This is a genomic window from Rhizobium sp. CF080 (assembly GCF_000282095.2).
Classification (GTDB): domain Bacteria; phylum Pseudomonadota; class Alphaproteobacteria; order Rhizobiales; family Rhizobiaceae; genus Neorhizobium.
Genome location: NZ_AKKC02000004.1, coordinates 486,007 through 502,050, shown reverse-complemented (window position 1 = coordinate 502,050; position 16,044 = coordinate 486,007). Strand labels below are relative to the sequence as shown.

At 62.9% G+C, this 16,044-nt stretch carries 15 protein-coding genes; 10 read left to right on the top strand and 5 right to left on the bottom strand.

The features are described from left to right. Position 1 precedes the first annotated feature (1 nt). On the bottom strand, positions 2–2,521 hold the full coding sequence (locus PMI07_RS09375) for a hypothetical protein (protein WP_024163691.1): 2,520 nt from the start codon (positions 2,519–2,521) through the stop codon (positions 2–4). A 195-nt stretch (positions 2,522–2,716) separates the two neighbouring features. Here PMI07_RS09375 and PMI07_RS09370 point away from each other — a divergent pair, with 195 nt between their 5' ends. The 10 genes from PMI07_RS09370 to PMI07_RS09335 all read left to right on the top strand — a co-directional run bounded on the left by PMI07_RS09370 (position 2,717) and on the right by PMI07_RS09335 (position 10,455). Continuing rightward, positions 2,717–3,994 carry an ABC transporter substrate-binding protein gene (locus PMI07_RS09370; protein WP_007762826.1) on the top strand — a complete coding sequence of 426 codons (1,278 nt, stop codon included), beginning with the start codon at positions 2,717–2,719 and terminating at the stop codon, positions 3,992–3,994. A gap of 539 nt (positions 3,995–4,533) precedes the next feature. After that, positions 4,534–5,109, top strand: a complete 576-nt coding sequence (locus tag PMI07_RS09365) for a hypothetical protein (RefSeq protein WP_007762831.1) — start codon at positions 4,534–4,536, stop codon at positions 5,107–5,109. Between the two features lie 61 nt (positions 5,110–5,170). Further along, a complete protein-coding gene (locus PMI07_RS09360) occupies positions 5,171–5,563 on the top strand; it encodes a hypothetical protein (RefSeq protein WP_007762833.1) in 393 nt (130 codons plus the stop codon). Between the two features lie 11 nt (positions 5,564–5,574). Beyond that, positions 5,575–6,018 carry a hypothetical protein gene (locus PMI07_RS09355; RefSeq protein ID WP_007762835.1) on the top strand — a complete coding sequence of 148 codons (444 nt, stop codon included), beginning with the start codon at positions 5,575–5,577 and terminating at the stop codon, positions 6,016–6,018. 258 nt (positions 6,019–6,276) lie between these two features. Beyond that, positions 6,277–6,402 carry a hypothetical protein gene (locus PMI07_RS35950; protein WP_007762838.1) on the top strand — a complete coding sequence of 42 codons (126 nt, stop codon included), beginning with the start codon at positions 6,277–6,279 and terminating at the stop codon, positions 6,400–6,402. Between the two features lie 206 nt (positions 6,403–6,608). Then, a complete protein-coding gene (locus PMI07_RS09350) occupies positions 6,609–6,812 on the top strand; it encodes a hypothetical protein (RefSeq protein ID WP_007762840.1) in 204 nt (67 codons plus the stop codon). Between the two features lie 423 nt (positions 6,813–7,235). Next, on the top strand, positions 7,236–7,472 hold the full coding sequence (locus tag PMI07_RS34835) for a hypothetical protein (protein ID WP_007762845.1): 237 nt from the start codon (positions 7,236–7,238) through the stop codon (positions 7,470–7,472). Between the two features lie 162 nt (positions 7,473–7,634). Further along, positions 7,635–8,657 (top strand): ABC transporter substrate-binding protein, encoded by a 1,023-nt coding sequence (locus PMI07_RS09345; protein WP_007762848.1) that lies wholly within the window; start codon positions 7,635–7,637, stop codon positions 8,655–8,657. Next, positions 8,654–9,694: an iron chelate uptake ABC transporter family permease subunit gene (locus PMI07_RS09340; RefSeq protein WP_007762850.1), complete on the top strand. Its 1,041-nt coding sequence runs from the start codon at positions 8,654–8,656 to the stop codon at positions 9,692–9,694. Before PMI07_RS09345 ends, PMI07_RS09340 begins: the two co-directional genes overlap by 4 nt. After that, positions 9,691–10,455 (top strand): ABC transporter ATP-binding protein, encoded by a 765-nt coding sequence (locus PMI07_RS09335; protein WP_024163690.1) that lies wholly within the window; start codon positions 9,691–9,693, stop codon positions 10,453–10,455. The genes PMI07_RS09340 and PMI07_RS09335 overlap by 4 nt, the downstream gene beginning before the upstream one ends. Positions 10,456–10,509: 54 nt before the next feature. Here the strand turns inward: PMI07_RS09335 and iolB are convergent, their stop codons facing one another. From iolB to iolC, 4 genes are read right to left on the bottom strand one after another with little or no spacing between them, the layout of a single operon-like run. Next, positions 10,510–11,319, bottom strand: a complete 810-nt coding sequence (gene iolB / locus PMI07_RS09330) for a 5-deoxy-glucuronate isomerase (RefSeq protein ID WP_007762859.1) — start codon at positions 11,317–11,319, stop codon at positions 10,510–10,512. Further along, positions 11,316–12,224 carry a myo-inosose-2 dehydratase gene (gene iolE / locus PMI07_RS09325; RefSeq protein WP_007762862.1) on the bottom strand — a complete coding sequence of 303 codons (909 nt, stop codon included), beginning with the start codon at positions 12,222–12,224 and terminating at the stop codon, positions 11,316–11,318. The genes iolB and iolE overlap by 4 nt, the downstream gene beginning before the upstream one ends. Before the next feature lies 1 nt (position 12,225). Further along, positions 12,226–14,049 carry a 3D-(3,5/4)-trihydroxycyclohexane-1,2-dione acylhydrolase (decyclizing) gene (iolD, locus tag PMI07_RS09320; RefSeq protein ID WP_007762864.1) on the bottom strand — a complete coding sequence of 608 codons (1,824 nt, stop codon included), beginning with the start codon at positions 14,047–14,049 and terminating at the stop codon, positions 12,226–12,228. Further along, entirely contained in the window at positions 14,046–15,974 is a 1,929-nt protein-coding gene (gene iolC / locus PMI07_RS09315; protein ID WP_007762875.1) for a 5-dehydro-2-deoxygluconokinase, read from the bottom strand. The genes iolD and iolC overlap by 4 nt, the downstream gene beginning before the upstream one ends. Between the last annotated feature and the right edge of the window lie 70 nt (positions 15,975–16,044).

Genomic DNA, 16,044 nt, shown 5'->3' with positions numbered 1-16,044 from the left:
TTTATGCATAGAATGGATGATCGCCGTGGCCCGCGTTTCCGCTGTCATAGGTCAGGATCGGCACGGGCTGGTCGTGGATGAAAGGTCGCGGCTGTCCGCCGACGGTGAATTCCCCGGCATAGGAGAGCACGAGCGTCTCGCGGCCCGGCGGAGAAAGGCTCAGCACCCTGCCTTCAGCGTCGAACGAGACTGAGGTGGCGCGGATACGTTCGACGAAACGATGGAAAGCGGCTTCGTCGCCCGCGCCCACCACGGCCGCCCAGCCGGTGAGGGCGCCCTCGGAGCGCACTTCACGTCCGGCGGTCGCTCCGTCGGTCACGAGTTCAAGTCCGTTCGTCGCATAAAGTGCCGCAAACCCCCGACCCGAGCGGGTCAGGAGCCAGTTTCCGTCCATGACGACCTCGTCAAGGCCGTCGCGGCCAAGATAGGCATGGGTCCAGGCATGGCGCGTGCCTTCGGTGTCGGCGATCAGCAGGGCGACGTCGCGATATTGCATGACACGGGGCAGGATGCCGTTGCCGGCCCAATAGGATGGGCGTTGCGTGCCCCAGGGGTCGTCTTCGCCGGGATGATTGACCCAGAGCCTCGCCATCGGGTGGCCGGCAAGCCGGATATCGAGCACGTGCTGCTGGTGGCCCCGCCGGCCGGTCTTGTGATCAACGACCGTAGAGAGCTGCGAAGCCTGTGTCTTGAAGAGCACGAGCTTGCCGCTTTCGAGCCCCTGGGCATAACGCGCTTCGATCGAGCGCCCCTGCACCAGCTGGGCATGTTCCGGCAGGTCGGCCGGCGGGGTGTAGGAGCCGGCGCAGAACATCGGCAGGGAGGCGACGCCGCCGTTCAGCCAGCCGCTGCCGAATGCCACGCGGGCGAATGGTGCCAGTTCCGTCAGGGGGCCGGCCCTCAGTTCCTTGTCGTAGGCTCGCCCTTGCGAGCCGGCAGGAACGCCCCCCAGCGTGTGCAGCGCGATCATCCGGAAGATGAGATCCAGCTGATGCCGAGCGCGGGGAGCGATATCATCCCCGCCCCAGCGTTCGAGGGCGAGCAGACCGATGAAATCCACCGGATAATAGGCCGCGGAATTCCACTCGGCGAGGCCGTGGGCCTCGACACTGTCGAACCAGCGGCGAAGCCGCTCTTCCGCAAGCTGCGCCTGCTCGCGGCCCGTCCTGCCGGAAGCGGAGAATACGGTATCCGGCATCACCTTGCCGGCGATAAACTGGCTCGTGTGGAAGCACAGGACGTGGTTCTCGCTCCAGAACCACATGACATCGTTGCCGGGCTCGTCCACCCAGTAGCGGTAGCCGGGGACGGATGCACGGATCCGCGCCGCCGTCCCCGCCGGCAAGGCCTGCTCATATTCCCCGAGAAGCCAGAGGAGCGGCACCATCACGAAATCGGAGCAATCCTCCCGCCGGTCGATGACTTCGAGGGTGGCCGCGATGATCCTGTCCATCGCCTCGCGGTCGACCTCGCCTGATGCAGCCATGGCAAGGACGCGGCCGATCCGCTCGGCGCCGAAACGGGCGCTGAAAGTCAGCGCCTCGCGTTTGCGTTCCGCAAGCGTCGCCGCGGCCTGAGGCAGTTCGAGGCCGCTCATGAAGGCGGCGTCCATATGGCGGGCCACGGTTGCGGCGCCGGAACCGATCTTCAGCCTGATGCCGTAATATCCGTCCGGCAGGTCCTTGATCGCGGGAGCGACCAGCCGGGTCTCGCCTGCACCCAGCGTCACGTCCGCACGCGCCAGCACGGCCCGGTCATGACCATGGCTATAGACTTCGACACCGACGGGCAGATCGGCACCCGGCGGCGTGTCGAAGAGGATTTCCAGCGGGCGGTCGACGAAAACGTCGGCGGCGGGTCGAATGGCGCGCGCGAGGAGCTCGAGCCGCCGAACCTCCTCTCGGTCCAGTGCCGCTGGCAGGGCGATGTCCAGCGGCCTGGCATCGGCGAGTTCCAGCTCGAAGAACCAGATCGTGTCCCGCTCCGCAAGGTCTTCGGTCAGCAGGAGGATGTCATTGTCTCCTGCCTTCAGCGCCAGGACGATTACTGTCTCGCTCTCGACGTTGCGTCGGAAAGGCTCGAACCGCACATGTTCTTCGCCATTCACCCAGATCCGCACGCCGCCGCAGGTTCTCAGCCGCATGGGGACGTGGCGGACGGCCTCGGCCCGGAAACTGCCGCGCAGCCAGCGGCTGACATGGGTGGGCACGTGCCAGAAGCCGGTGAATTCGACGCGGCGGTTCGGCCCCGGCAGGTTCAGTGAGGCCGGTTTCCAGTCGTTCTCGGGCCGGATTTCCCGTCCGATCATCTGCGCCTGGAAGGCTTTTCTGCAAGGCAGGTCACCGACATCCACGAAGCCGTTGACGAAGCGGTAATCGACACGATCTTCCGCCGGCGCCGGCTCCCCTGGAAAATACACCTGGCGCACATCCGAGACGACCCACGCAGTGAAGGTTTCGCCGGGGGCGACGTGATAGCCGGCGGCGCGCGACCGGCCTGCGGCTGTAGGTGACTGCTCCATGACTGCCTCCCAGATCATGAAAATATTTTAATGATTCGAATCTCGCCTGTTCCGGCTTTGTGAGTAGTTTCGAATTTAGCCGACAAAACAGCTTGACGTTTGGATTGTCAAGCGTCAAAAAAGAGAAATTCGAAGGTGAAACTCCGAAAGAGAACCTTCCGAATTGTGAAAATATTTTCATTGGGAGGATGAAAAATGCAGAGACTTCTATCAGGGATAAGTGCATTCGTATTCTCGGCCTTCGCTCTTTCGGGCGCGGCCATGGCGGACGCCAAGACAATCACTTTCCTGTTCACCGACGACGACCAGGGTTATGTCGAGCGCATGGCCGCCTTGAGCAAAGAGTTCGAAGCGTCACATCCCGACATCAAGGTCAATTTCGTGTCTTCCGGCTATGATGCGGTGGTGAAGCAGCTGCCGGTCCAGCTGGCCGCAGGCAAGGGACCGGACCTCGCCAAGATCACCGACTGGCAGCTCGCGCCCTATTATCTCGACATGCGCTCCTACATGAAGGATCCGGACACCTTCGCCAAGCTGCATGGAGACAGCCTTAACCAGCTTCGCCTGCCTAACATCAACGACCCGAAGTCGATCAACGGCTATGTCGCATCCCAGACGCTGAACCTGCCGTTCGTCAACAAGACCTTGTTCGAACAGGCCGGCGAACCGCTGCCCGGCCCGAAGGCCACGCTCAAGGAGATCGTGGAAGCCTCCGCCCGCGTCGCAAAGGCGACGGGCGCGCAGATCCCCTTCACCATGGACCGGTCGGGCCACCGCTTCTCGGGCGGCGCCTATTCCTACGGCTCGGTCTATGTCAAGGACGGCAAGTTCAACTTCCCGGATGCGGGCGCCCGCAAATATATCGCCGACCTTTATTCCTGGACCCAGAACGGCAGTTTCCCGAAGGAAATGTGGGGCGCGGCCGGCGGCTCGCAGTACAAGAACATGGGCGACGAGTTCGTCAACGGCAATGTCGTCACCTATCTCGCCGGCAACTGGATGGTGAACCCCTTCCAGAAGAAGATCGGGACCGCGTTCCAGTGGACGGCCATCAATGCGCCCTGCGGCGATGCGGGTTGCTATGCGATGCCGGGCGCGACCGCGATCGTCGGCTTCAAGCGTACGGAACATCCCGAAGCGGTGGCGCAGTTCATCGAGTTTCTCGGCTCCGAGAAGATACAGCGCGAAATCGCCGAGACCTATGTCATCCTGACGGGAGCGGACATCAAGAACCCGCAATACAAGATCTCGAGCAACGACGCCAAGGCATCGATGGCAGTCTTCCTGGACAACAAGAAGAACGTTCCGCAGGTCGCGCGGGATTTCGAACGCATGAAGGGTGGGACGGCAATCTACCAGCAGATCGTCCAGCGCATGAGCCAGCTCATCGTGGGCGAATTGAGCCTGGAGGAAACCTACAAGAACCTCGAGAGTGACGCCGGCAAGATCAACGAGGCGCTGGCAGTGAAGTAACACGATCAGGCATGCCGGGTAGCCAATGCCACCCGGCATGCCTCTATTCAAGACTTGCTGGGAAAAGCAGCTCTTGATCTGGCGTGAGGTACTTTCGGCTGCCTGTCTCTAAGGCAGAACGGCGAGAGGCCCGCCTCGATATCAATTTCAGAAGCCCTGGCTAGAAGCACCGCCCTGCTGGGCCCTGCTTGACGGAATGACGCTGCGACGGCTTACCCGGCCGCGGCGCCGACTGCGGTCAAGCCGACAGCGAGCAAAGCCATGATGATCAGCAGCCAACGGGCCTGATAGACACTCTCTTCCATCTGAACCTCCCTTTCCGAGACGCCGTGAACCCCGCGATTGCGGCCGAAGTTCCGCGTTCGGGACCTTTTCCTGGTCGCACCAGACCTTGGTCGATACCGGTCACGGTCTAAGGTCTCAGCCTGATGGGACTGAAGCCCTAGGGCGGGAACATGCGCCGCCGACAGCCGGTTTGTCCCACAGCTTCGGAAACGCTGTCGCGGTCGGAAGCATGTGGAAACCCAAGGAGATAAGACATGAACATCGTTACACGCGCGGCACTTGCCGCGGCGCTTCTCGCGGGCACTACTCTGTCTGCCTTTGCCCAAACCAGCAGCACCGTCGGCACCGGAGGAACCAGCGCTGGCAGCGGCACGTCCAGCAGCACGGTCGGGACCGGCGGCAGCTCCGCCGGAGGAACGAACTGCGCACCGGGCACCACCAATTGCGGCTCCGGTTCGGCTTCGACCCTGGGCACTGGCGGGTCTTCCGCCGGCGGCGGCACGTCGAGCAGCTCGGTTGGCACCGCCGGATCTGCAGCAGGTTCCGGCAGCGGCTCCGGTTCGGCGTCGACGCTCGGCACCGGCGGCACGTCGGCAGGCGATGGCCAATCCAGCAGCTCCGTCGGGACTGGCGGTTCGGCGGCAGGTTCCGGCAGTGGGTCGGGCTCCGCATCGACGCTCGGTACCGGCGGCACGTCCGCCAAGGACGGCATGTCGACCAGCTCTGTCGGTACCGGCGGCAGCTCGGCTGGCGCGGCCGGCCAGGAACATGGACAGGGCAAGAAGGACTGTCCTCCGGGCCAGGCCAAGAAAGACGGCGCTTCCTGCTAGTCCCATCCATCGGACGAGGGCGGATTCGTTCCGCCTTCGTCCTGTTCATAGGAGAGGCGATATGACCTCGGCATCAATCGCATACAAAGGCACGTTCGCGCTGCCGCTGATCCTGGCGACCATTACGGCGATCTCGGCTTTTGCGTCCGAGACCGTCAAACTCGATGACGGCACAACCTGCACTGTCATCGCGAGCACGGGTTCGATCGGCAACGGCACGTCCACATCGGTAACCGCAGGTGGCGGCAGCGTTTCGTCCTCGACGACAATCGACGGCAAGACAACGACGATGCACTCGGGCAGTGGCTCGGCTTCGTCCAGCGCAGGCTCGTCCGTCACAACTGGCACGGCCGGCAATCAGGCTTTCTCGACGGCAAGCGTCACCAGGCCAGATGGAACCGTTGTCACACGCCGGTCGGATGGCACCTGCGACATCAGCAAGCCTCAGAAATGAAGGAGACAGACATGTCGAAGACAATATCCCTGGCGTGCCTGGCACTTATGGCCTCGGTAGCCGCCACGCCCGCGCTTGCACAGGACTGCAACTCGGCCAGCACGGTCGGCTCCGGTGGCAGCGCGGCCGCAGGCGGCACCTCGGCGAGTACGCTCGGCACCGCGGGGGCCTGCCAGACCGACGACGGCACGACAGCCTCGATCGGTTCGGGCGGCAGCGCGGCGACGGCTGATGGCAAGGCGAGGAGCCAGACCAAGATCAACGAGAACCCGAACCAGCTGAAGGGGCAGTCTAAGGCGCAGGCCATGGATCAGGGCACCTTCAGCAAGTCGCAGACGAAGACGCGGGTTCAGGGCGACGAGCTGCAAAGCAAGACGCGCACCATGTCCCACGTTCCCGGCGAAAAGCCGGTCAAAAGCACCACCGAAAGCAATGTCATACTGCCACCGAAGTGACCGGGAAACGGCGACCGGCTCCCACACGCAACGAGTGGGGGCCGGAACTCGCCCTGTAAGCTGATCTCTGCCCGCATTTCAAATCCTGCGCGCACAGCGAACTACCGCTCCAGCAAGTCGCAGCAATCCACCTTTGGACGTAGATGGGCAGATTCAATCGGTTTTAGTCGCGAGCCCTTGGAACCGGCCACGGGGGCTTTGGTTTTATTGACGGACAGATGCTCATCGTCCCGGTCAAACGTGCCAACGGAGGATCAAATGCGCGCGTTCATCGCGTTTGTCGTAGCATCCCTATTGCTACCGGCCAAGTTTGTTTTCCGGAAAAAAGCTCCGGATCAGCCCCTCACGCCGGAGAAGCTGATCCGCAAGGGCGCCGGAAACTAACCCATCGGCCTCACATTAAAAATTGCAATCGAGGTACGGCCCACCCGTCAGGTCATCCACCTGGTTGCCCCGACGCCCGTTCTTGGCTCCTGAGCCCATTTTCACCTCATCTTCACCGCTCTTCATGATTTGCGTGTTTTCGCTGGCCGGTGGGGAACCGAATGCCGGTCTGCGACTTTGAACCGCACAAACCCCGGAGAACGAATATGGACGAAACTACCTTTGAGCAACTCAGCACGATCAGCCAGCACCTGCACAAGCGCGCGCTTGCGCTTTCCCACCAGGGGAAGGATGCCGACCTTGCGATGCTGATGTCGGCACAGGCTGTGACGATGGAGGCGGTCAAATCCCTTGGGGAAACCTTGAACAAGATCAATGGACCCCTGGGACTTGGAGCAGCGGGAGACTAGGCGGCGCGTTCCGTGTGTGCTCCTTCGTCCGCGCCCTTTTTAGCGGCATTACCAAAACGGATCGGAACTTTCAGCGCGACGACAGGTTCGACTTCATAGGAGGAGAACGATATGCACCGTAAACCCGACCATCAACATGAACTGGCGTTCTACTTTGGCCTTAACGCAGCCCTCGGCTGTCTGATCGCAGCCTGCATTCTGTTTGCGGCACTGGCCTGAGAGCAGCTCGGACGAAGGAGGCGCCGACCGGTCTTCAAACCGATGGCCTCCACGTGGATGTTCATCAAAGCGGTTCGTTCAAAATGTCTTATTCCGGCTTTCGGATCGGTAACCACTCAAGCAGCTAAATGCGCCGTCCGTTCTTGCCATATGTTAATTGTGACAAAAATTCGCTTCAGAACGATACGCCGAGGAAACCCAAGAATGCCCAACCGAATTCCGGGATATGCCCATGCGCCCGCCACGGTGCACTGTTGGTCGGAAGACGTCCCCAGCCAGACCTTTGTCTCATTGGAAAAGGCACTGGCCTACTGCAAGAAGAATATCGGCGAGCTTCCGGCCATCGAGGTCTTCGTGCATTGCGGGCAGATCCCCGAGCCAATCATCAGCGGTGAAGAGCTCAAGGCCCTGATCAAGATAAAACGGCGCAACCTGATCTGACGTCAGCGCTGATCATTGTGATGGGCAGGCGTCAGAAAGCGACCCGCGATGCCCGTTCGCAGGATTTGACCCTGCTATATTAAAGATGACTCACATTATCTTGTTATAGCGAGCAGGAACGGCTATTCGCCATGTCCCGACCTTGAATCAGGACCCCCTGTTATGCCCACGTTAAAATCCGCCCTGACCGCGCTGCTGATCGCGACCGCCTCCAGCCTGGCCGTTTCCCCGGCGTTCGCATCGACGAAATATCCGTTGACCATCGAAAACTGCGGCACGCAGGTCAGCTTCCCGAAGGCGCCTGAACGGGCGATCGGGCTTGGCCAGAACAGCGCGGAGATTCTGCTGCTGCTCGGCCTTCAGGACAAGATGGCCGGCACCGCCTTCTGGCCGAGCAAGGTGTTACCGAAGCTTGCCGCGGCCAATGCCAAGGTCAAGCTGCTGTCGGTCGAGTTCCCGACCTTCGAATCGATCCTGGCGGAGAACCCGGATTTCGTGGCGGCCGCCTTGCCGAGCCTGATCGGCCCGAGCAGCAAGGTCGCCAAGCGCGAGGATTTCGACAAGGTCGGCGTTCCGAGCTATCTCTCGCCCAGCACCTGCCTCAGCACCAAGGACGTCAAGGACCAGTACGGCAGCCGCGCCCAGCTTTGGAACATGGACCTGCTCTACAAGGAAATCGACGAGCTGTCGCAGATCTTCGATGTCGCTGATCGCGGCCAGGCACTGATCGCCGATTTCAAGGCCCGCGAGGCTGCACTTCGCGCCGGCGTTTCGAAAGACGGCAAGAACCTCTCCTACGTCTTCTGGTTCTCCAGCCCCAGCCCGTCGGCCGATGCTTACCTTGGCGGTAAGAATGCAGCTTCCGGCTTCATCGCCGATGTCCTTGGCGGCCATAATGGCGTCACCGCCGAAGCCGAATGGCCAACCCTTGGCTGGGAGAGCATCATCGCGCTCAATCCGGACGTGATCGTCATCGCCAATCTGGATCGCAATCGGTGGGAACTCGACAAGCCGGAAGCCAAGATCAAGTTCCTGACCGCCGATCCGGCCGTCAGCCAGATCGCCGCCGTGCAGAACAAGGCGATGGTTGTCATGGACGGCCAGGCCATGAACCCGACGGTGCGGACGATCTATGGCGCCGAACAGGTGGCCGAACAGTTGAAGGCCCTCGGTCTTCTGAAGTGACCGAGACGCGCAACTCCCTTCGGCAGCTTTTCGCTTTCGCAGCTGTACTGGTGGCTTCGCTCGCAGCTATCGGTCTTGCCGTCGGCATAAGCGTCGGGATCGGCGATCTGCCGATCCCGCTCGCCACGACCTTTTCGGCCGTCACCAACCGGCTGGGATGGACGGCCGTGGGGCTCAACCGCATCCACGAGACGGTCATCTGGGATTACCGTCTCAGCCGGGCACTGGTCGCGGCCTTTTGTGGTGCGGGTCTCGCATTGTCCGGAGCGATCATGCAATCGCTGCTGCGTAACCCGTTGGCCGAACCTTATGTTCTCGGCATCTCCGCCGGCGCGTCCACCGGAGCCGTCGCGATCGTCATCCTTGGGCTGGGGGCCGGCACCGTTTCGCTGTCGACCGGCGCCTTTGCAGGTGCCTTTGCCGCCTTCTTCTTCGTTGCGCTGCTTTCGAACGGCACGCGCGGCGGTGCGGACCGCACCATCCTTGCCGGCGTCGCCGCGTCCCAGCTTTTCAACGCCTCAACCTCCTACATCGTCACGACGTCGGGTAATGCCCAGCAGGCGCGCGACGTCATGTTCTGGTTGCTTGGCAGTTTCGGCGGCGTGCGCTGGCCGGAATTGACGCTGGTCTCGATCATCGTCGGCGTAGCGCTGGTCGTCTGCCTGCTTTATGCCCGCGTGCTCGATGCCTTTGCCTTCGGCGACGAAGCGGCGGCGGCGCTCGGCGTCAATGTCGCGCGGGCGCGGATCGTGCTCTTCGCGCTGACGGCGATGATGACGGCGACGATCGTCAGCATGGTCGGCTCGATCGGCTTCGTCGGCCTTGTCGTGCCGCATGTGGCGCGCTTTGCCGTCGGGCCGCTGCATGTCCGGCTGCTGCCGGCCTGCGCGGTCGTCGGTGCCGTTTTCATGGTGGTAGCGGACATTGCGTCACGCACACTCATCCCGCAGCAGGTCCTGCCGATCGGCGTCGTCACGGCGTTGGTGGGCGTGCCCTTCTTCTCCATCATCCTCTATCGGTTCCAACGCGCGTCATGACCATCAAGGCCGAGAACCTCAGCTGGAAAATTGGCAGGAAAACCATCCTCGAGAGGGTTTCCTTCGAGGCACAGCCGGGCAAAATGCTCGGCCTGCTCGGACCGAACGGTTCGGGAAAGACCTCGCTCCTGCGTCTGGTCGCCGGATTGAGGCAGCCGCATTCAGGCTCTATCCTGCTCGAGGGCAAGGACCTGAAAACCATCGGCCGGCGTTCGATCGCCCAGCGCGTCGCCTTCGTCGAACAGCATGCGACGACCAATGCCAATCTGAGGGTCGTGGACGTGGTAAAGCTCGGCCGGTTTCCGCACCGCTCGATGTTTTCAGGCTGGTCGCTCGCCGACGACGAAGCAGTCGAGACCGCGCTTGCGCGTGCCGGGATGGCGCACAAGCGCAACGATCGCTGGCAATCCCTGTCCGGCGGCGAGAAGCAACGTGCCCATATCGCAAGGGCGCTGGCGCAATCGCCGAAGGAGCTCATCCTCGACGAGCCGACCAACCATCTGGATATCCAGCATCAGATCGGCCTGATGCGGCTGGGTTTCGGCCTGCCGATGACCAGCATCATAGCGCTTCACGATCTCAATCATGCCGCGATGTTCTGCGACCAGCTGATCGTCATGCAGAGCGGCAGGATCGTTGCGTCCGGGGCACCGGAGGACATCATCACGGAAGCTTTGCTGAGGGACGTGTTTTGCGTCGAAGCGCGGGTAGAAGCGTCACCGCATCATTCACGGCCGCATATCCACTACCTCGTCGGATAACTTTTATCGCGAATACGGATTCCGAGGCGAAAACCCAGCCTCCAAGGCCAGCTCTCAGGGATTGTCGCGCCTGAAGATCCAGTCGTGGTCCGGGTGGTTCTTGAACCGCCATTTGCGGATCGGGCCGGCCATGACGTTCAGATAATACATCTCGTAGCCATAGGGCGCGCCGCAGGGATGATGGCCCTTGGGCACCAGCACGAGATCGTGGTCCGAGACGGCCATGGTCTCGTCAAGCGAGCCGTCTTCGGTGAACACCCGCTGGAAGCCGAAACCCTGCGCCGGGTTCAGCCGGTGGTAATAGGTCTCTTCCAGATAGGTCATGTCGGGAAAGTTGTCCTCGTCATGCCGGTGCGGCGGATAGGACGACCAATTGCCGGCCGGCGTGAACACTTCGGTCACCAGCAGGCTCTCGGCGACGTCCCTTTCCTCCATGGCGATCGGATGGATATAACGCGTATTGGCGTCCCTGCCGCGGGTATTGAGGGAAAGGCCTTCCGGCCCGATCACCGCCGCCTCCCGTCCGGGCCTGGCCGGCGCGGTGCAGACGGCGAGTGTGCAGTCGGTGGTCGCCCTGGCGCTCCAGTCGGCATCGGCCGGGATATAGACGCAGTGCGGCGGCTTGCGCTCGAAGACGTTCATCCGGTCGCCGAGCTCGCCGAAAGCCCTGCCACCGCCGGAAATCTCGGCCTTGCCCTCGACGAGCACGAGGATAACTTCCGTATCGCCAGTCTTTTCGGCAGCGGTTTCGCCGGGCTTCAGGCGATACAGGCCGAAGCCGACATAACCCCAGCCGGCATCCTTCGGCGTGACATCGTGCACCTTGCCGGATGAGCCCTTCGGCTTGCGCAGCAGGCTGGTCATGCCTTTGCCCCCTTGTCGAGACCGACGGCCTGCGCCATCGCCTTCAGCGAGGAAAGGCCCATGCTCTGGTATTCGAACGGGTTGCGGACATCCGGATCCTGCTCCGCCTCGATCACCAGCCAGCCCTGATAGCCGTGCTCGGCGGCAATCTTCAGCACCGGCGGGAAACTGACGCCGCCTTCCTTGTCACCCGGGACGGTGAAGACACCGCGGCGCACGCCTTCCAGGAAGGAGAGGCCTTCGCTCCGCACCTGCGCGGCGATATCGGGCCGCACGTTCTTGGCATGGATGTGCCCGACCCGGGCCATGTGATTTCTCGCGGCGCGCTCCGGGTCGCCGCCACCGAACAGGCAATGGCCGGTGTCGAGCAGAAGCTTCGCATGCGGGCCGGTATGGGCCATCAGCTTGTCGATCTCGTCTTCGCTTTCGACGATCGTGCCCATGTGGTGGTGGTAGACGAGCGCAATGCCCTGCCCCGCCGCAAATTCCGCCAACGCCTCGACGCCGGCGCCGAAGGATTTCCACTCGCTGTCGGCAAGCTTCGGGCGATCGTTGACGGCCTTGCCGTCATCGCCGTGGATGGCGTTCGAGGTCTCGCAGACGATGATGACCTTCGAGCCCATGGCCTTGAGGAGGTCGAGCGCCGGCTGCATCGCTTTTTTCTCGTCCTCGACGGAGTTGGTGAGCAGGTTCAGCGAGTGCCAGCCGGAAACATAACGCAGCTTGCGCGGCTCCAGCACCGCCTTGAGCGCAACCGGCTCCTGCGGAAACTTGTGGCCCTTCTCGATGCCGTCGAAACCGATCTTCGAGGCTTCGTCGAGGCACTGGTCGAGGCTGATATGGGCGCCGAGCGAGCGGTCGTCGTCATTCGACCAGGCGATGGGATTGGTACCGTAGAGGATCATGTCAGCGTCTTTCCTTGAGTGCCGTTTCATAGGCGGCGCGGGCCTCGTTCACTTCCGGCCGGACGGACACTTCCGGCACCGCGACGTCCCACCAGAAGCCGCCGCCTTCCGGCGTCGGATAGGGATCGGTATCGATGACGATCACGGTCGCGACCGTCGCTTCCCGCGCACCGTTCAATGCGGCTTCCAGATCGGCGATCGAGGAGACCTTGCGGGCATCGGCCCCCATCGCCGCGGCGTGGGCGGCGAAATCGATCTGCATCGGGTTAACCTGGCTGGTATGGGCATAGAGATTGTTGAACTCAACGCCCCCGGTCGCCATCTGCAGCCGGTTGATGCAGCCGTAGCCGCGGTTGTCGGTGACGACGACGGTGATCTTGACGCCCATGGCGACGGCGGTCGCAAGCTCCGAGTTCATCATCATGTAGGAACCGTCGCCGACCATGACGATCACGTCGCGATCCGGCTCTGCCATCTTGATGCCGAGCCCGCCGGCGATCTCGTAGCCCATGCAGGAGAAACCGTATTCCATGTGGTAGGAGAGCGGCCTGCCTGCCTTCCAGAGCTGATGTAGCTCGCCCGGCATGGTGCCGGCCGCGCACATGACGACCGTATTGTCGCGCGAGGCCCGCTGGACCGCGCCGATCACCTGCATGTCGGTCGGCAGGAGGTTTCCGTCTTTGGGGGCTGCGGTGACAGCATCCGCCTTGGCGAACCACGCCTGTTTCAGGCCGGTATCGACAGCAGAGAAACGTCTGTCGCCAAGTGCCGCACTGATCAGCTCTAGCCCCACTTTCGCGTCGGAGACAAGAGGGATCGCCTCATGCTTGGCGCTGTCATAAGGCTGAACGTTGAGCGAAAGAATGCGCCGGTCGAGGTTCTTGAAAAGCGCCCAGGAGCCGGTGGTGAAATCCTGGAAACGAGTACCGACGCCGATTACCAGGTCCGCGTTCTCGCAGATCGCATTGGCGCTGGAAGCCCCCGTTACCCCGACCGGCCCGAAATTCGACGCATGGTCCCAGGGCAGCGCCGACTTGCCGGCCTGCGTCTCGACGACCGGGATATTGTGCTGGCTCGCAAAGACGGCAAGCGTTTCGGTCGCGCCGGAAAAATGGACGCCGCCACCCGCGACGATGACCGGGTTCTTCGCGGCCCTGATCGCCGCGACCGCGCGTTCAAGCTCGTTCTCATCCGGCCGCGGCCGGCGCCAGTACCAGGTCTTCCTGTCGAAGAAGCTCTCCGGATAATCATAAGCCTCGGCCTGGGTGTCCTGGCAGAAAGCCAATGTCACCGGGCCGCAATCGGCAGGGTCGGTCAGGGTCCGCATGGCGCGCGGCAGCGCAGTCACAAGGTGTTCCGGCCGGCTGATGCGGTCGAAATAGCGGCTGGCGGGCCGGAAGCAGTCGTTGATGGAGGCGATGCCATCGCCAAAGTTCTCGATCTGCTGCAAGACCGGATCGGGGCCGCGATTGGCGAAGACATCGCCCGGAATGAAGAGCACCGGCAGGCGGTTCACATGCGCCAGCGCCGCCGCCGTCACCATGTTGACCGCGCCGGGACCGATCGAGGAGGTCACCGCCATCGCGCGGCTGCGGCGGAGCTGTTTTGAATAGGCAATCGCCGCATGCGCCATCGACTGCTCGTTCTGGCCGCGATAGGTGGGCAGGTCCTGGCGGATGCCCGCCAGCGCCTCGCCCATGCCGGCGACGTTGCCGTGCCCGAAGATAGCCCAGACACCGGCGATGAAGGGGAGCCCCTCCTCCGTCATCTGGTTCGCGAGATAGCGCACCATCGCCTGCGCGGCGGTCAGTCTCACCGTTTTCATCGACCGTTTCCTCCTCCGCTTCCGGCTCTTGTGCGGGCCGTGTCCCAGGCCGCGCAGAGTTCGCGGTATTTGCGCGCCATGTCGGCCACCGCCTCGTCGTCGCCGATCGCACCGGCAAACCAGCGGCGCGCCGCGTCGCCAAAAATCGTCCGGCCGACGGCAAAGCCCTTCACAAGATCGAAGCGCGCCGCAGTGGCAAAGCTTTCCTCCAGCTCCGCCATCGGCGCATCGAGCCCGAGCACGACGATGCCGCGCACATAGGGATCGTGCTTCTCGATCGCGGCGCAGGCATTCGCCCAGGCAGCTTCGCTCTTCATCGGCTCGAGCTTCCACCAGTCAGGATAGACGCCGATCTCGTAGAAACGCTCGATGATATCGGCGACGGTCCGGTCATCGGTCGGGCCGACCTTGGACGGGATCACCTCCAGCAGCATTTCCAGCCGGTTGCGGCGGGTGGCGGCAAAGAGGCGGCGGATCGTCTGTTCCTGGCTCGCCCGGATCTCCGGCGCATCGTCCGGGTGATAGAAGCAGAGAACCTTGGCGACGTTGTCCACCGGCCATTCGGTCAGGCCGCCAAGATCGGGACCGAGTTCCGGCTCGAGCGTCAGCGGCCGGGAGCCCGGCCATTCCACCGGCCGCCCGATCCAAAGAGCGGTACCGGTCGCCTTGTACAGCGTTTCGCGACCGAGCCGCCCGTCGCAGAGAATGCCGTAGCCGTGCTTGCCGCCCGATACATCGAGCGCGGCCTTCAGGCAGAGCGACTTGAACGCGTCGATTCGCTCCGAACTCTGCCCCGCCTCGTCGGCGATCGCTTCGAGCTGCATGCGGTGGTCGAACGCGAAGACACGCATTTCTGGCCAGTCGCCAGTGCGGTTCGTCGACCAGTGCACCTGTTCCAGCGCGGCATCCTTGCGCAGCGCCCTGTCGCGGATGCCGGTGCGGAAGAAATACTGCAGCTCTTCCCAGCTCGGATAGGCCGGCGTGCAGCCATGCCGCGACACGGCGAAGGCGCCGCAGGCATTGGCGTATTTCAGCGCCGTCGGCCAGTCCTCGCCGGTGAGCCAGCCCTTGAGCAGGCCGGCCATGAAGCCGTCGCCCGCACCGAGCACGTTGAAGACCTCGATCGGGAACCCCTGTCCGGTCTGGCCCTTGTCGAGACTATCCGGAATCTCGCCTTCAAAAACGACGGCACCCATAGGGCCGCGCTTGCAGACCAGCGTCGCGTTGGAGACTTTGCGGACGGCCCTCAGTGCCTCGAGCGTGTCGGTCGAACCGCCTGCGATATGAAATTCCTCTTCCGTCCCCACCAGCAGGTCGAAGAGGTGGAGGCTCGATTGCAGCTTGGCGGTCACTTTGCCGGATTCGATAAACCGGCTTTCACCCGCCTCATGGCCCGCGAGTCCCCAGAGGTTTGGGCGATAGTCGATGTCGAGGGCGGTGCGGGCGCCATTTTCGCGGGCGAGGCGCAATGCCTTCAGAACGGCAGCTTCGGTGTTCGGATGGGAAAGATGGGTGCCCGTCGCGCAGACACAGCCGGCCTCCGCGATGAAGGCCGGGTCGATATCGTCCTCGCAGAGCGCCATGTCGGCGCAGTTCTCGCGATAGAAGATCAAGGGGAACTGATGCTGGTCGCGGATGCCGAGGAGAACCAGAGCGGTCAGGCGCTCCGGATCGGTCCTCACACCGCGCACGTCGACATTCTCACGGGTCAGCTGCTCGCGAATGAAGCGGCCCATGTGTTCGGCACCGACGCGGGTGATCAGCGCCGACTTGAGCCCGAGCCGCGCCGCGCCCGCGGCGATATTGGTCGGCGAGCCGCCGATATATTTGTTGAAGGAGGCCATGTCCTCCAGGCGCCCGCCCACCTGCACGCCGTAGAGATCCACGGATGAACGGCCGATCGTGATGAGATCGAGTGACGCCAAGATGTCCTCCCTTTCACGATGGTGGCGACCTCCGCTGCCCTTCCATCATGCCATAAAATGGATCATAAAT

Bases quoted from the DNA above. Each gene is read 5' to 3' on its own strand.
- PMI07_RS09375 (WP_024163691.1), bottom strand. From the start codon at position 2,521: ATGGAGCAGTCACCTACAGCCGCAGGCCGGTCGCGCGCCGCCGGCTAT.
- PMI07_RS09370 (WP_007762826.1), top strand. From the start codon at position 2,717: ATGCAGAGACTTCTATCAGGGATAAGTGCATTCGTATTCTCGGCCTTC.
- PMI07_RS09365 (WP_007762831.1), top strand. From the start codon at position 4,534: ATGAACATCGTTACACGCGCGGCACTTGCCGCGGCGCTTCTCGCGGGC.
- PMI07_RS09360 (WP_007762833.1), top strand. From the start codon at position 5,171: ATGACCTCGGCATCAATCGCATACAAAGGCACGTTCGCGCTGCCGCTG.
- PMI07_RS09355 (WP_007762835.1), top strand. From the start codon at position 5,575: ATGTCGAAGACAATATCCCTGGCGTGCCTGGCACTTATGGCCTCGGTA.
- PMI07_RS35950 (WP_007762838.1), top strand. From the start codon at position 6,277: ATGCGCGCGTTCATCGCGTTTGTCGTAGCATCCCTATTGCTACCGGCC.
- PMI07_RS09350 (WP_007762840.1), top strand. From the start codon at position 6,609: ATGGACGAAACTACCTTTGAGCAACTCAGCACGATCAGCCAGCACCTG.
- PMI07_RS34835 (WP_007762845.1), top strand. From the start codon at position 7,236: ATGCCCAACCGAATTCCGGGATATGCCCATGCGCCCGCCACGGTGCAC.
- PMI07_RS09345 (WP_007762848.1), top strand. From the start codon at position 7,635: ATGCCCACGTTAAAATCCGCCCTGACCGCGCTGCTGATCGCGACCGCC.
- PMI07_RS09335 (WP_024163690.1), top strand. From the start codon at position 9,691: ATGACCATCAAGGCCGAGAACCTCAGCTGGAAAATTGGCAGGAAAACC.
- iolB (WP_007762859.1), bottom strand. From the start codon at position 11,319: ATGACCAGCCTGCTGCGCAAGCCGAAGGGCTCATCCGGCAAGGTGCAC.
- iolE (WP_007762862.1), bottom strand. From the start codon at position 12,224: ATGATCCTCTACGGTACCAATCCCATCGCCTGGTCGAATGACGACGAC.
- iolD (WP_007762864.1), bottom strand. From the start codon at position 14,049: ATGAAAACGGTGAGACTGACCGCCGCGCAGGCGATGGTGCGCTATCTC.